The following is a 15565-nucleotide window of genomic DNA, read 5'->3' on the forward strand; positions in this document are numbered from 1 at the left end:
AGTGGTTAGTGGTTAGTGGTGATGAGTCATCAAACTAAATCAAAAAACTGAATCAAAAAACGGAATCAAAAAAATCCACTGTCGATTATCTTAGCGATACTCTGATAGTGGATTTTTATTAGAGAGCCCTATTTCAAAGCCAAACCATCAACAGCTTCAGTTAAAAAAGCTAAAAATATCTAAAATCAGGCCAAACCCTCTAAAAAACTCTATTTTTAAAACAGTTCACTCATCAAATCTGCCCATCTTTAGCTAATGTCCTCGGCGGAAGCAATACTAATAATCCTAAAATTAAGATGATAATGATGAACAATAAAAAGCACATATTGGCATATAGCATGTCACTGGCCGCTCTTGTTATGGCAGGGTGTGGTAACGATAGCCGTGATGGTGAAGACGGTATTTCACCACCACCTAGCAGCCCTTCAGCAAAGGTTTTATCCCTAGATATTGAAGATGTTTCTGTCTCTGAGGGTAATATTACGCTTAAATTCTCTGCTGAAAATGAACAAGGTACGCCAGTCACAAAAATTAACAGCATTAGAGTGGAAGCCGCTCAGTTACTCGCACCAAGTAATGGTGATAGCTCTGCTTGGCAATATCTGCTCAACGAAACCTGCAATGAAGAGTGCCCTGGAGAGTTAACCGACTTTGCTAACGGCCAATACCAATACACCATGGGTACCAACCTAGCCGATAGCAGTTACTTTCCAAATGGCTATGATGCAAGTTTACCCCAACGCGTTATCCTCCGCGTAAATGGCACTGAGTTAGTGCCGACCACATATCAAAACACTGATTACATGGTCGATGGTTCTGAGCTATCGTTCACCCGTAATATTGTCGATAGTCAAACATGTTTAAGCTGTCATGAAGACATTGCCAGCATTAAACATGGCGGTGATAGCCTAGAAAACTGTGCCACTTGCCACTCAGCAGGCAGAGTCGATGATGATAAAACATGGCCTATCATTGCTCATCAAGCTCATATTGGTGTTAGCTCTGAGACCGTTGGTAACTGTTTAGCTTGTCACAACAATGAAGAAACAACCGAACACACTGAAGCGCTAAACTGGCAAACAATGCCAACTCGTGAAAATTGCTCTAGTTGTCATAACTTAGAAGAAGCCAACATAGATCATAGCGGTATGAGTGATAACAGCCAGTGCTCAAGCTGCCATAGTGCCGAGCATGTCTATGATAAACACCGAGGCAAAGCCGATGCCGGTATCGCTGGCCGCAGCCTAATGAATGTCAACATTAGCGATGCGAAGATTGTTGATGTTGAAGGTGAATCATTTGCAGAAATCGTGGTTGGACTTGAAGATCAACAAGGCCAACCGCTGCCTTTTACTAGCACAGAAGCGAAAGATTGGGATTATTTAACCGGGCTTGAGTTGTACGTAAACTGGGGCATTGATGTTAATTTCACCCAAGGGCAACAAGACGGTATAGGGCTTGCTGGTCACATGGGACAAGGCCGAGGCTATACCGTTTACGGTAAAACCACCAAACGAATGACGTCAGAGCAAAGCGGGTTACGTCCTTTAACGCCTGTGCATGCATTAGTTGATGGCAACCTTGTTTACCGGGTCGGGCCAATTGAGATGAATGATACCTTTGCTGGTGATACCTCAGACAATTATGGCTTTATCTCGAATCGAGTCTTTTTCTGCACGGATGATTTAGGTCAAGCTGCGACCTGTGGTACCGAAGGCGTTAAGAGCAATGCTACTTATAACAAACGTTGGTTCTTTGATGCCAATGGCCTGCGTGATGAAATTAAACGTCGCCCAATTGTGTCAAACAAAAATTGCGGTTCTTGTCATGGTTACAATGAAGAAACGGATACTACCGAGCTAAATTGCCGCAGTTGTCACTCTCGCAATACTGAGTCAAACCTCGAGCTGGCGAATACGACCTGTTTCTCCGGTAATGACGGTGAAGAAGCTATTGCATTTAAGCCTATGATGCCTCGCGGTAAAGGCTACGGCACCTCAACTGCTGATATCGTTGATGCATGTGTCGCATGTCATAATCCCAATACTCCGCCGACCCAAGCCATTCGCGAACGTCATACTGTGCAAGGTGACAAAGACTTTGTTGAGCAACTCGTTGTGAGTCACCCAGATCATAAAATCTGGATGCATTCATTACATAACAACCAGCGGGCAACTCAGAAACAACCGGATTGGATCCGCTCAGTCAATTACCCCGCTAACCAAGCCAACTGTTACCGTTGTCATGAAGGTGACACTTTTGGTGCAGAGCGTTTAACTGAAGAAGGCAAACCCTTGGCATTGGATCTGACTTATGATCCTGATAGCAGAGCATATCCGGCCACTGATGTTAACGTCGATGCTTATGTGAGCCCAGTGTCGGCAACTTGTTATTCGTGCCATGCCAAGCGGTATGACGAAGACAGCAATACCATGGTAATTAAGCCCCATGTACGTGCGCATATGGAGCAAAATGGCGGTCGTTTTGGTGTCCCTAAGGATGAACTGGAAACAGAATCCTGTGTGACTTGCCATAAATTAGACAAACTCAAACAACAGCATAAATTGAATTAATCCCCAAATTCATCATCACTCCACCAAAGGGGCATTTATGCCCCTTTTATTTGAGGAAGGTCATTTTTTTTGACCACTTTCACATCAATATCAACCACATTTCGCTATATTATATCTCTTCTAACGCACTCAGGAATTTTCATGTTGTTGCTGGCCAACTTGCTATTCGATTCTGACAAACAAACCCTGACGGATGCTAGAACAGGTGAGCAGCACTCATTATCGTTTTCAGAAAATGCAGTATTAAAACATCTAATACTGGCTGAAGGTGTCGCCACTAAAACCGATTTACAATCAGCTGGTTGGCCTAACCGCAATGCGACTGATGCATCTCTCAATCAATGCATCAGTACCTTAAGACGAAAGCTTGCTAGCGATGAGTCAATAGAGCTTAAAACCATTCCGCGTCATGGTTACGCATTAAACGCGCCACAGGCAACAAAGCAAAACAAAAATCCCCGTGCAACCCTAACCATGAAGGCTATGGTTATATTGATATTTTTGAGTATCATTATCGCCGTTATAGGGTATAGATTATGGCAACCGTCCTCAGTAAACCTGCCTTTTACGTTATGCCAACAACATCCATTAACAGCAGTAATTGAGGCGACCTCAGAAGATCACTGTGATTCATTGCCGCTGCCCATAATTAATCCATCCCAGCCCCAATGGCTAGGACAACACAATCATTACTACAGTTTAGCAATGTGCCCAGAAGGTGATTGCGCTCAAACGGGCTTGCTCAATACCGTTAGCCATAACGCCTTAATATCTTCAGTACAATTACAGCAGCTGACGCAAAAGATACAGCTCACCACCACGCCGTCCAGAAATCAATTAACCTTACCCAAAGCGGCTGTACAAACAACTGAATTAACCGAGCAACATTATAATAATTATATTTATTATCCGACTGCATCTGGTGGCATCGTAAGAGTCGATTTTAGGATGGCCTTGCTCTACAACGAAGACAAAGCAGGCATTATGACGGTTGATGCCTGTATTAGCCTGTTAAATTGCGATGGGGCATCGATACAGTTTCAAGCTCGTTATCAATTTAATGAGCAACAAATAGAGCAAGAAGGTCACAACATAAGTGTATTTTTCATGACCGTTGACCATCAACACCTCACTCCAGATCAACATTTAGGAAAACAAGGCGAACTGTTCACTTTTTACAGCTCGTTGCGCCGCAGCCTATTGTTCGATAATGATATTCGCTACTACCGCCTACAAGATGATGAGCATTATGGTGTATGGCAGTTACCACTGTTAGGCAATCCGGTAGCATGGCTGCATCGACAACAATTAGCGCTATAGTACCTATTGATGAGCCCATTTCACATTCTTGATTGTTGAGTGTTGAGTGTTGAGTGTTGAGTGTTGATTGCAGGTGGCAGAGTACTCAGTAGGACTAAGCACAACGCGATATAGGGACTTGGTCATCTTGTCTTGCCCGTTTGTATTGGAAACAATACTGCGATGCCGTTGTTACCGGGGTAATTAACGATAAAAAAATCCACTGTCGATTATCTTAACGATACTCTGATAGTGGATTTTTTAAATCATAACCTAGCGCTGTGCAGCAACAGGCTTACTTTTGCGTTTTACGGTATTGATCGAAATTGGCGATATAGTCGTCCATGTTACCTTCAAGCATCTTGCGATACTCTTCGACGTAATACTCCATCATATCCGCTTTTTTCTGCTGCATTTGTTCTGCACTCTCAAAACCTGTAGAACCGAACCAAGCGTTATAGCGCGATAGTGAATACATAAAAGAAGCGCTAATTTCACCAGTTTTAATTTCTGGGTCTTGGTTGTGCTCATTAGCCACGTTAATAAACTGGTTTGCACGATCGTAAAATGCTTTATTTGGAACTGAATCTGACATGCTTAGGTCCTTAATAATGAGCCATTAGTGTGCCGACTTTGCGGCAAACCTTATCTATATTCAGATTAACGCGCTTTCACGCCTCTATACTGTAATGTTGTTCACACTCTACAATGGTGAGTTTTGATAACTGTGACCCGCATCATTTTGCAGGTAAGTAAAACCAACTTAAGCTGATTTAAAAGATCTTCCCTAGGGTCAAGTATACCGTTTTATGATGCAAGTCATTTATACCAACCCCCAAAACTGCAGGCCCGAACTCAGTTTCAGTACCGACAAAAATGCTCGACGCATAAATGAGGTCGCCTAAATCTCGTTCACTCTTATACTGCCAAACATTGCCCATCTCAGCTGAGACACCGAGATATATTGGAATGGCTTTACCTCCGAACCCATGCCAATCAATACGATATTGGTACACTAAAGACCCATAAGCTAACTGTGAGCCGACTAAGGCATCTTTATGTAAGCCGGATAAGTTGAGAAAACCACCCAATTTATGGGTATGAATTAAGCTTACTTGGTAGCTGTCAGTACCACTAAGATTAACTTTACTGATTAATGTATGTTGCCTGTAACTTTGAGCATGTTTGAAAACAAACTCATAATTAAACAGTTCAGTATCATCAAGCATCTCACCTAGAATAGGCACGACAACAGGTGCTAAGTTATCTTTGTTATAGGCGCCTCTAAGATAAAGCAAGGTGCCTTCACGGGGGAAACTATAACTGTCTAATGAGTCATAGCTTAGCAATGCAAAACTAGAATAAGTGTCATAATCAATATCTAAGTTAAACACTGAATCAGTTTCAGTATTGCCCTTTTCAGCCGAAAAACCTAACTCAAAAATCATGTCATTAATCAAATTAATGCCAATCGCTGTGCTGACATGGTGAGCACTATTATCTGTACTGAGACCACGTTCGTTATCCCAGTAATACAATTGCTCCTCTTGAGAGAATTGATATCGCGTTTTCCAGTAGTAAGTATCGAGTGCATCCAAAGGTAAGCGGTATTCAGCGGCCAGTAACTTTTCTCGCCCAGAGGTGAGTTCGAAACGCAATTGAGCACGAGTGCCGGCCACATTATTCATCGTATACATCAAATCAAGCTTCAAATCAGACACTTCACCAAAGTCTTCTTCCCATGAAAAGCCAATATCAAAAAAATTAGGCCCCCAACTTTTTTGCTGCGCGTTGAGTACCAGTTGTTTATTATTATCGTCGTCACGGACAGTTTCGACTTCAACTCGCTCAAATTCATTTAATGCGTACACTCTATCTATTGCTGCAACGATATCTTCAGCCTCAGGTCTATCACCCTCTTTGACTGCAAAAGCCGATTCAATCTGCTTGTTATCCACCATACTGTTATTGACCATTGTTATCTGGTGGATAGACTGCTGCTGGAAAGAAAGTAATGACTGCTTATAAGCTAGGCGTTGAGATTGATATTGCTGATAGTATTCCGGCGTTGCTTGCAGTGATAATAATTGTTGTTGATGCTCAATCGCCGCCTGCTCACCATTACTAAAACCCAGTGGCATACTGCTAAAGTCTGTCGTATCTAGCAGGCTGATGTCTGGTCGAATAAGAATATCTTGTGGTTGTAAATTTTCGATTTGCTGAACCGCATTCGCGCGAGTCATGATGGTAGAAAGCTGGCCTAATATGGAGAAGCTATCTTTTAGCTCAGTTTTAGGCGCTAGTTCTGCGCCAATATCAATCGCAATAACGACATCTGCGCCCATTTTTCTAACGGTATCCGCTGGCATGTTACTCACCATCCCACCATCAACTAAATACATCCCCGCTATTTCTACAGGTTGTAATATGCCAGGAACAGAAGCAGACGCCTGCAATGCCTTTAACAAGTTACCAGATTCAAGTACCACGGCATTACCGCTACTGATATCAGTGGCTATCGCTTTAAACGGAATTGCAAGGTTGTCAAACGAGTCTTGCTTAGGCACCAAGCCTGCTGAGCGAATATATAGATTACCCATTGTCTGGCCACGAAGTACGCCCTGAGGCATAAGAATCTCACCATCAAGCGAGCCAAATTCAAAAGGAAGATTAAACCGATCAAAATCTTGTTTATCATGATAATTTAATGCCTTACGCGGCACGGCATCATCAAAACCACTGGTCCAATCTAGGTTTAGCATGATTTCTTCAATATCATCAGCACTATAGCCCAACGCATAAAGCCCACCAACATAAGCACCAATACTGGTGCCAGCAATATAATCTACCGCAATCTGATTTTCTTCAAGATAGCGCAACACCCCAACATGGGCTGCACCTTTAGCTCCGCCGCCGCTCAGCGCTAACCCAACTTTTAAACGTGGTGATTTATCGACTTCAATATGACTGCTATCAACGTCTTTTTGAGGTATAGCCGTTTCTAATAATGGCGCTTCGACCCATTGAGGAGCGACATTTGTTAACTCGCTCTTTGAGGCGAGTACATCGCTTTGTGCGTAAACTAGGGTGGGGGAAAAACCACACAGCGTGATTAAACATATTGTAAACCGCACCATTAACTGTTGCGCCTTAGCTTTTTGCTTCCAAACTTTTTGCGGCCAGATCTGTAGCAACCAAGTCTGTAGCAACCAAGTCTGTAGCAAACAAGTCTGTAGCAACCAAATGTTATATTTCACCTGAATAAGCCCCTTAAAAAATAGGGCGCTATCTTACGAGAGAACAAGGTAAGAAAATAAGGGGCATTCGTGAGTTTAATTGTCTCAAATAGCAGTACAATAAGGTCATTTCAATACTGAATAGATCCATGATTGATTCACTCTATCAGCAAAAATGACTTAATGATTTTCCGTCGTTCACTCAAATTACGCTAATTGACTAATTGTTTACAAAACCACCGCAACAACATACACAACCGCCCCCAACAAAATTAACAAGTGTATTTTTTTACATAAAAAAGTGAAAGCGACATCGGCATGAACGAATTAACATAAGCTAATAAATCATCAAAATGTTCGTAGCCTAACCCTGATGTCAAAATAAAATCAAACCATTAAATTACAATGACTTAAAATGATAAAACACATTAACCTAAGCTAATTAAATTAAACCCAAGTTAGCCACCAGCACCATAAGCTCCCTTTTATATTGTTAGCTCAATTTTTTATTTTAATAGTGAGATCTAGAACACTAGAACTGAGCGCACACTTGTACTCATAATGCCTCATTAGCAATATTGACCATTGGAGTTTGTAATGCCTCAAATAACCTGCACACAATGCAGCCAGACAATCGACGCGAACTTAATCAGCTGCCCTCAATGTCAGGCAACTCAAGGATTAGACGCACTTGCTGGGATCGATCCGAATATCCGTATTAAAAATCAGAAATGGGCAATATGGTTTGGGTTCTTATTTGGCGGCTTAGGGCTACATAAATTCTATTTAGGTCAATACCTAAAAGGCAGTCTTTACTTAGTATTCAGCTGGACTTTGGTGCCGTTTGTTGTTGGCTGGATTGACTCTATCCGCACCATGAAAATGAGTTCATTTAATTTCGAGCAGCAATACAGTAAACGTGCGATTTAGCACGAAAATGCCGATTATATAATGTGTTATTTGCTGTATTCCACGCCTTATTAAGCATTTAATAAGGCGTTTTACATTCTTCCACTGACGACTCTTCCTTGCATATTCATGGCTATTATTTTTGCTAGCCAGATCGCTAAACCGTTCAAACTTCTCCCTTTCCTAAACCTCATAGTGCTATAGTAAATTCAGTTTCAAAATAAAGAATTTCAATTCACCATTTCAAGGGTTGCCTATGTTAAATGAGAATCATGCACTTATTTTCGACTTTCCTGAGTTTAAGAAAGACATTGTTTATTTGAATCACAAAGACGAAGCGTTCGAAACCTTATCCAAGCAATATCACTTATTAGATTACGAGATACGCGAGTTAGAAGTTGAAGGAAGCCCAACTGATGATGAGCATATGCATCAGTTAAAAGTACAGCGTGCTAATTTAAAAGATGTATTGTTCCAAAAATTAAAGCAACATCACGACCAAGACGCGTCCTAACTCCTCAAGTTTGAATAAAAGGGGATACATTGAATCCCCTTTGCAGCATTAATAAGCTCTCTTTCCCAAACGACACCTTTGCCCTAACAATGTATCTGGCTCTGAACCATGAGTCGTCATTTATCTAATCCTATTAATGCCATCATAATTAGAATACAGCCCCTCGTCTAAACACGGTTTTATGCCATAAGTGTGACCTACATCAACCATCGCACTCAATAACAGACAACAGCATCAAGCAAACATCCTATTAGCAAAACCCCACCTCTGCTAACATACATTACACATTCCTTAACTTCCCCCCAAAGGAAAAATGATGACTCGTTATACCCTTGCCGCGACTTGTATCGCTTTAGCATTATCAACTAGTGCCAATGCAACCACTGTTGAAGAAGAACTGAAAGCATTAAAAGAGCGCATTGAGCAATTAGAAGCTCAACAGAAAAAAGCAGCCGAACAACCACAGGTTATTGAAGAAGTGGAAGTTGCAGTTGTTAACGAAGTCGTCGAAGAAGTTGAGGTCAGCAAAACAACAGAGGCCAAAGTTAATTTTGGCGGCGCTGTCCGTGTTAATTATTCCTATGAAGATTTTAATGATGCCAACGCCGATCGCGGTGGCGATTTTGACTTTGACCTATTCCGTATCGATGTTTCCGGCAGTTACGGTGACTTAATTTATTCAGCTCAGTACCGCTGGTTTGAGTACATGAATGTAGTGCAACACGCTTGGATTGGTTATAACTTTGATGAACACCAACAAGGTAAAATCGGTGTCACCCAAGTGCCATTCGGCATGCTAACTTACGCATCAAACAACTACTTTTTCAGCTCTAACTTTTATCTTGGCCTTGAAGATGACCACGATATGGGTTTGAACTACACCTATAAAAGCGACGCTAACCGTTTTGACATTGCCTTTTACAAAAACGATGAACAAGGTGGTATAGACGGATATGTGTCAGATCGTACAGACCGTTACGCCTACGATGTTGTGGGTATTCGTCTAGACGGTGAAGATGCTTACGATGCACCAACGGCAGGTTATGAAGCAGGTGAGGTGAATACCTTTAACCTGCGTTATGCGCACAACTTCACCTTCGATAAACTGGGTGTTGAACTCGGTGGTTCTGTACAAGCAGGCCAACTAGAAATAGCCAACGGCACCGATGGTGACAACTTTGCAGCAGCTATTCACGGTATTCTCGATTACGATCGCTGGAACGTGAAATTACAAGTAACAGATTACGAATACGATGTTGATGGCATGGATGTCGACCGTATTGTGGTTGCCGCTTACCACTTCTATGACTCAATCCCAGCAGAAGCGACCACTTACATCGCTAATGTGGCTTACAGCTTACCAGTCGATTTTGGCCCAGTATCTAACCTCACCTTCTACAATGATTATTCTTTAGTGACGGGTAAGTCTGCCTCACTTGAAGACACCTTTATGAATGTCACCGGTATGGCGGTTTCTGCCGGCGGTTTATACACCTACTTCGATTATGTAGTAGCTGAGAACCAACCATTCATCGGCGGCACCATGGTCGGTGATGGTGACACCAATAAACGATTCAATATTAACTTTGGTTACTATTTTTAGGCCTTGTTAATCCTTGTTTATAGTTACAAATAGTTGCTAATGCCCTAGTTTAGATAATGATTTAGACATCAAAAAGCCCGCTATCGAAAGATAAGCGGGCTTTTTATTGAATGCGACGACTGGCTGAAAAGCGATTTTTCAGTTCTGGCCTTCATTAACCTCAGTATTTTAATCACTGAATATTAAGTCACAAATATTCAGCAGCAACGAAAGTGAGTAGGGAGTTTGATATATAGCAATTAATCATGGGTGGCTATGTTGCTTTACAATCCATAGCCGACACCTTTATAAACTTCTTTTATCCTATGGTAACGAGACTGCCTACTGTCATTTATGTGTAAAGATCATTAATTATGGGGGTCCATACTATTGCTCACACTATTGATTTTAATAATTTCACCCTAAAAATTCGAAAAATAAGCGGTTGCTATTTTAAATAACAATCGCTTTATTGAAATAAGTTTAGCTTAACATTGCCGTTACGTCTGAGCTAAGTTAATTGAGTGATACCGGATCCCCCCAGCCTATTACTTTTACACTTTCTGTCCTGCTTATCACTTCGATGATTAGATCCATTTCGTATTCTTCATCTCGATCTGACGTTCTAGTTCTAATAGTGCGAAGTATCCTCGCTCTCCAGGGTGTATTTAGCATTTCTATTTCAAGGTCTGCATTCATTTTTTTACTATGTCTCGGTGGAATAGTTGTTCCAGGGATAGGTATTTGAGTTTCGCTTGTCGTCGAATCTGAGGTGCTCCTAGATTCGCCTCCGCTCGCCGTAACCGACATATTGACACTACCTATTCCGTAGCTAATACCTGTTTCGATCGTCATACCCACTTCCCAATGATACTCGTGGCTCGTTGTATTCTGTGGAATAAACTTTGCCACAACAGCTTGAACCTGAAGAAGGCTTTCACTTGCAGGGTTTTCTGCTAAATACTTTGCACCTTTTAATCGTCCAGAACCAAGTTTCTTAGAAGAATAGACCACTTCAGGCTCTCCAGTCCGTTTAGGTTTTCCCTGAAGTGTGTCTGTAACTGCTAAGGAAACGATGTCAAAGAAAAAATCATAGCGGCGCGAGCCTGTGTTTGCGGGAGCTCGATTAGAACTACCTCCCGAATTAGCAGCTGCTGAGGTATAGCCAAGACTGCGAACGCCACTAGCATCTCTATCGGAGTGCAAGTAGTATTTTTTACGAAACCTGCCATCCTCATCACCTTGAAGAAAGGAAATGCGGAAGCGATTGCCGTCAGGCTCGAATTTTTCCAATTTCATTTCGTAGGCACGATCTAATTTCCCAGCCTTTCTGTTCATTGGACTGTTTTCAGGTGCAATATCGTCACTAAGAACATTTGACTCGCTCTCCGAGGGCGGAGCCCACTTCAAGAACCTATTTTCATTACCTATCTTTGTGGTAATTAACCGTATAACAAGATCGTTTGTGGTGCTGTGGTCACCAAGAACCTCCACCATATACTCCCCCTCTCTACCATTCTGACTGGTCGGCCCATAAAGATTTGAACCATCTGACAAGATCCCCACAGGAGCAATATTAATACCTCCCCAAGCATCATAGAAATACACTATTTTTCCTGATGTGAGCGCATGAGCATGATGGACAGGCTCAGGTTGATTTGGCTTCCATTTCTTTTTAGCTTCGTCAAGATAGCTCTGCTTATCTATTTGAAACCAGGTCCTAGCTTGGGCTGATTGAAATGGCAATATACAAATCACTATTACCATTATTACTACTGAAAGTTGTTTTTTCACCTTTTGCTCCTTAGTTAAACCGCTAGGTTCATTTTGAGTATGCTTTTTGAATCGGAGTGATGAGTGACCACAAGGGGCATCTCCGATTGGTGTAAAGGGCAGTGAAATCTCTCACTGGTATCCTTTGGTACAGCTACAGTTTGAGTAGATAGAGAAATGGATCACGCGATTTGCCTTTTTCGGGTTTCAAAATGCAATATAAATTCACTCGCGCCTAAATAGCCCATTGTTGCAATTTACAGCCCTTCTTTGTCCGCTTACCAAGACCTTATCATTGCGTGCATAAGCGCTAAAATATTCGTCATCATGTTTAATTAACACAAGGTTGCCATCACCTTTTGAATTCATTGCCCACATAAACGATCCTACCGCAACAAGGTTCAAGAATTGGTCAGCTTAATCTTGCTCTTATGCTTAAGCCCCTATTGCTGCCATCGGAGCCAGTCTAATGATTTTAGCTTTCCTACAGCTAACGATATCCACCCGTTTTATTGCGGTTTAATTGCAGATTTAATTGCAGATTTAATTGTATTTAGGGATATTAGGATTTGCTCTTCAATGTATTACATTGATTTTTACCATACTCATGTGGGCTTGAAGGGTCAATTGACAGAATGGTTGATTTTTAAACAGGCTTTACTTTGTCACTTTTTCCACTCGAAACACCTTTGTAGATACATGCAAAAGTGGCCTAGAAAGGTTAAGTCATAACTATTGGATCATAGTAAACTAAAAAACTTGACTCCACCGACTCCCAGAAGGAGTCGTTACACTATGATTTAACAACCTTAATTCATATTAAGATTCGATAGCCTTTTATAATGTACTGATATTTTTCACTAGAGAATAACAGCCTATTTAGAATAGTAATTTGCGGAATAAAAGTGGGATTTTACTTTTTGAATCTGTAAACCTATATTACAGATAGCAAATTATCATGACACCCACTTTTAAAATACAATCCAACAACTCTCTTCGTTAATAACAATTACTGCTCAAAAATTCGAAATATCGAAAGTTATTATGTTAATTTTACTCATTTTATCTTGGATGTCATCGGTATGACGCTTATGCTGCCGCTGAAACCAACCTTTCATTAACCATTTATCATGGTGGTCATGTCATTTATTACTCGTAACTTTGAATAGACTACATAAAAGCAAACAATAATCACGCTTACCTTCTGGTAAAGCATGAATGAAAATACAAGTAACTTGATGACTTATTGCTTCTTTTATAATTGATAAATAAAATGAATGTCTATGTATTTAGATATTTTCATAGTAATGAAAATACGTTTAAGATTGTCAGCCGTGACAATAGTAGCTTTGCGGTAGTTCAAGGATGAAAATGATGAATGGATATGGAGGCAACTTGAACAGTTCAAGTGATGCTATTATTAATGAAATTAAGGATGTTGTACTTGCTCTTGATTACGAGCGTTATGGCATTAAAAGAAATAGATTACCGCCTCTAGGCATTGATTATTTAGATATTCTCGATGACGTAACAAAGCTTGAACGACAAGAAATTGAAAACATTGCAAAAGAAGTTATTTCAAAGCATAAAAACCCTCAAACTCTGTCCATGTCTCCCCAGCAAAGCCGCCAAATAGAGCAACAAGAGATATGGCAACGTCAAGAACACCGCTCTTTCAGCTCCTTCATGAAAGATTTTTCGAAAGGTTTTTCAATTTATAAACTGCTTATAGCATCTAGCTTGCTTATAATTTTCGCAGTGTTAGTGCATATGATGACTAATGATTTACGTGTCAAACTGGTGAACCAAGAGTTAGTTAATGAAAACCAGCAAAAACAAGCAGTATTTGAACAGCAAAAAGCCGTCATGTTAGAAAATGTTCAAAAACAAATTGAAGAACATAATATTAACAGCCAAAACTTTTTTGAAGATAACAATAAAAAGTGGTTATTTCAAAGCTTAACTCGTGAATTATCAAGTGCTGGTAAATCTATCAACGATTTCTATCGACAACACCAGCGCCTCCCTAAAAGTAATAAAGAGGTAAGAAAAGTCATTGATAATTTAGAAGAGCAAATAGGTATTAAGGAAGCTTTTATTTCTAACAAACAAGGCATCGCAATTGTTTTAGACTTTGAGTTTGCCGCTGGCACCGTTGTTCACCTGACCCCAACAGAAAGTGGTTATGGAATTCATTGGCGATGTGAAACAAATGCAGATAAAGCTTTATTACAAAATCCTACTCAGCATATTTGTGCTCATAACTATAAAACTAAAAGGATGAGTTTGTTGCCTTCAATATGGGCTGATTAGAATTACACAGTATTTCAAACAATAAAAAGCCCGCTTATCTTTCGATAAACGGGCTTTTTAATTTATGAGGTGAGCTGGCCGATAAGCCGGGTCCTGTCTTGGACAGTTATTCATCTAGGCCTGCAATCGCTCACAGGCTCAAGCGACCTACCCGGTCCCAACGCGAGCAGCGCCATACGGGACCCTATTTGGTCTTGCTTCGGATAGAGTTTACCTTGCAACCAACTGTTACCAGTGGCCCGGTGCGCTCTTACCGCACCCTTTCACCCTTACCAACCGAAGTTGGCGGTCTCCTCTCTGCTGCACTTGTCGTCGGTTTACACCGCCCAGGCGTTACCTGGTATCCTGCTCTTTGAAGCCCGGACTTTCCTCCCCGTTCTTGCGAACGCAGCAACTGTCTGGCCAACTCGGCGCGGATTATAGCGTAAGCGACTGCAACACACCATCTAAAAAATAGCTTTGGGCTAAACCATTCGCATTTTAATTACAGTCCGATTTCTAAACCGTATTTATAAAGTGCATTCTTTTTAAGCCCGTATATTTCACCCGTTAACGCTGAAGCCTTTTTAAGCGGTAACTCTTGGCATAACAGCTTTAGAGTATTAATCACAACGGTTGGAATTTCTGATTCAGTGTCGATGCGATGACCATGGATCATGATGACGATTTCACCTTTTTGCTGGTTCGGGTCATCTTTTACTGTTTGTAATACCTCTGCCACTGAACCAGATAAAAAAGTTTCAAAGGTTTTAGTGACTTCACGAGCCATAACTATTTCACGATCGTCACCTAACGCTGTCACGATGGATTCAAGGCTATGGACAATACGATGCGGAGATTCGTAAAAAATCAACGTACGCGGATCTTCTTTTAACGCCGCAAGTTTATCTAACCGTCCTTTTTCTTTTGACGGTAAAAATCCTTCAAATGAAAAACGATCAGACGGCAAACCTGATGCGCTTAATGCGGTGATGGCAGCACAAGGGCCAGGCAATGGCACTACGTTGTACCCTGCCTCACGCACTTGTTTAACTAAGTGATATCCAGGATCTGAAATTAAAGGTGTGCCCGCATCTGAAATCAATGCAACCGCTTCACCGTTACTTAGTTTTTGAATAATCCACTGCGCTCTGTCACGTTCGTTATGATCATGCAGTGCTGTTTTACGGGTCTCTATACCAAAGTGGCTTAATAATTTTCCACTGTGACGTGTGTCTTCACAGGCAATGAGTTTAACGTTATTAAGTACCTCTATTGCACGGCTGCTGATATCCCCTAAGTTACCAATTGGGGTGGGAACGATATAAAGTGCGACCGATAGGTCCATAACTACCTCTGTATTGAGTATCATCAAGACTTTCGCCAA

At 41.2% G+C, this 15565-nt stretch carries 10 protein-coding genes and 1 other RNA gene; 6 read left to right on the plus strand and 5 right to left on the minus strand.

Annotated elements, in window-relative coordinates:
• Positions 1–302: 302 nt before the first annotated feature.
• Both BCU84_RS08575 and BCU84_RS08580 read left to right on the plus strand, forming a co-directional pair.
• On the plus strand, positions 303–2573 hold the full coding sequence (locus tag BCU84_RS08575; protein WP_241906392.1) for an OmcA/MtrC family decaheme c-type cytochrome: 2271 nt from the start codon (positions 303–305) through the stop codon (positions 2571–2573).
• A gap of 141 nt (positions 2574–2714) precedes the next feature.
• Positions 2715–3893, plus strand: a complete 1179-nt coding sequence (locus BCU84_RS08580) for a winged helix-turn-helix domain-containing protein (RefSeq protein ID WP_102527677.1) — start codon at positions 2715–2717, stop codon at positions 3891–3893.
• A 274-nt stretch (positions 3894–4167) separates the two neighbouring features.
• Here the strand turns inward: BCU84_RS08580 and BCU84_RS08585 are convergent, their stop codons facing one another.
• Together BCU84_RS08585 and BCU84_RS08590 are read right to left on the minus strand one after the other, a co-directional pair.
• Entirely contained in the window at positions 4168–4467 is a 300-nt protein-coding gene (locus BCU84_RS08585) for a DUF3144 domain-containing protein (protein ID WP_102527678.1), read from the minus strand.
• A gap of 178 nt (positions 4468–4645) precedes the next feature.
• Entirely contained in the window at positions 4646–7129 is a 2484-nt protein-coding gene (locus tag BCU84_RS08590; RefSeq protein ID WP_102527679.1) for a patatin-like phospholipase family protein, read from the minus strand.
• 576 nt (positions 7130–7705) lie between these two features.
• On the opposite strand from BCU84_RS08590, the gene BCU84_RS08595 reads away from it, so the two are divergent.
• The 3 genes from BCU84_RS08595 (at position 7706) to BCU84_RS08605 (ending at position 10134) form a co-directional block, all read left to right on the plus strand.
• Positions 7706–8038: an NINE protein gene (locus BCU84_RS08595; RefSeq protein WP_102527680.1), complete on the plus strand. Its 333-nt coding sequence runs from the start codon at positions 7706–7708 to the stop codon at positions 8036–8038.
• A gap of 235 nt (positions 8039–8273) precedes the next feature.
• Complete coding sequence (locus BCU84_RS08600; RefSeq protein ID WP_102527681.1) at positions 8274–8531, plus strand: YdcH family protein; 258 nt, start codon at positions 8274–8276, stop codon at positions 8529–8531.
• A 316-nt stretch (positions 8532–8847) separates the two neighbouring features.
• On the plus strand, positions 8848–10134 hold the full coding sequence (locus BCU84_RS08605) for a carbohydrate porin (RefSeq protein ID WP_102527682.1): 1287 nt from the start codon (positions 8848–8850) through the stop codon (positions 10132–10134).
• 495 nt (positions 10135–10629) lie between these two features.
• Here BCU84_RS08605 and BCU84_RS08610 read toward each other — a convergent pair whose 3' ends face one another.
• Positions 10630–11907 carry a hypothetical protein gene (locus tag BCU84_RS08610; RefSeq protein ID WP_102527683.1) on the minus strand — a complete coding sequence of 426 codons (1278 nt, stop codon included), beginning with the start codon at positions 11905–11907 and terminating at the stop codon, positions 10630–10632.
• Between the two features lie 1374 nt (positions 11908–13281).
• Between BCU84_RS08610 and BCU84_RS08615 the strand changes: the two genes are divergently transcribed.
• A complete protein-coding gene (locus tag BCU84_RS08615; protein WP_133146628.1) occupies positions 13282–14199 on the plus strand; it encodes a hypothetical protein in 918 nt (305 codons plus the stop codon).
• A gap of 66 nt (positions 14200–14265) precedes the next feature.
• On the opposite strand, the gene rnpB is transcribed toward BCU84_RS08615, so the two are convergent.
• Positions 14266–14609: RNase P RNA component class A (rnpB, locus tag BCU84_RS08620), an RNA gene on the minus strand.
• Between the two features lie 74 nt (positions 14610–14683).
• Positions 14684–15526 carry a 16S rRNA (cytidine(1402)-2'-O)-methyltransferase gene (gene rsmI, locus BCU84_RS08625; protein ID WP_102527685.1) on the minus strand — a complete coding sequence of 281 codons (843 nt, stop codon included), beginning with the start codon at positions 15524–15526 and terminating at the stop codon, positions 14684–14686.
• Positions 15527–15565 lie beyond the last annotated feature (39 nt).

Source organism: Shewanella sp. 10N.286.51.B7, from assembly GCF_002873615.1.
Lineage (GTDB): Bacteria > Pseudomonadota > Gammaproteobacteria > Enterobacterales > Shewanellaceae > Shewanella > Shewanella electrodiphila.

What these genes read in the sequence shown, in the direction of transcription:
- BCU84_RS08575 (WP_241906392.1), top strand. Translation starts at nt 303, where the DNA reads ATGATGAACAATAAAAAGCACATATTGGCATATAGCATGTCACTGGCC.
- BCU84_RS08580 (WP_102527677.1), top strand. Translation starts at nt 2,715, where the DNA reads ATGTTGTTGCTGGCCAACTTGCTATTCGATTCTGACAAACAAACCCTG.
- BCU84_RS08585 (WP_102527678.1), bottom strand. Translation starts at nt 4,467, where the DNA reads ATGTCAGATTCAGTTCCAAATAAAGCATTTTACGATCGTGCAAACCAG.
- BCU84_RS08595 (WP_102527680.1), top strand. Translation starts at nt 7,706, where the DNA reads ATGCCTCAAATAACCTGCACACAATGCAGCCAGACAATCGACGCGAAC.
- BCU84_RS08600 (WP_102527681.1), top strand. Translation starts at nt 8,274, where the DNA reads ATGTTAAATGAGAATCATGCACTTATTTTCGACTTTCCTGAGTTTAAG.
- BCU84_RS08605 (WP_102527682.1), top strand. Translation starts at nt 8,848, where the DNA reads ATGACTCGTTATACCCTTGCCGCGACTTGTATCGCTTTAGCATTATCA.
- rsmI (WP_102527685.1), bottom strand. Translation starts at nt 15,526, where the DNA reads ATGGACCTATCGGTCGCACTTTATATCGTTCCCACCCCAATTGGTAAC.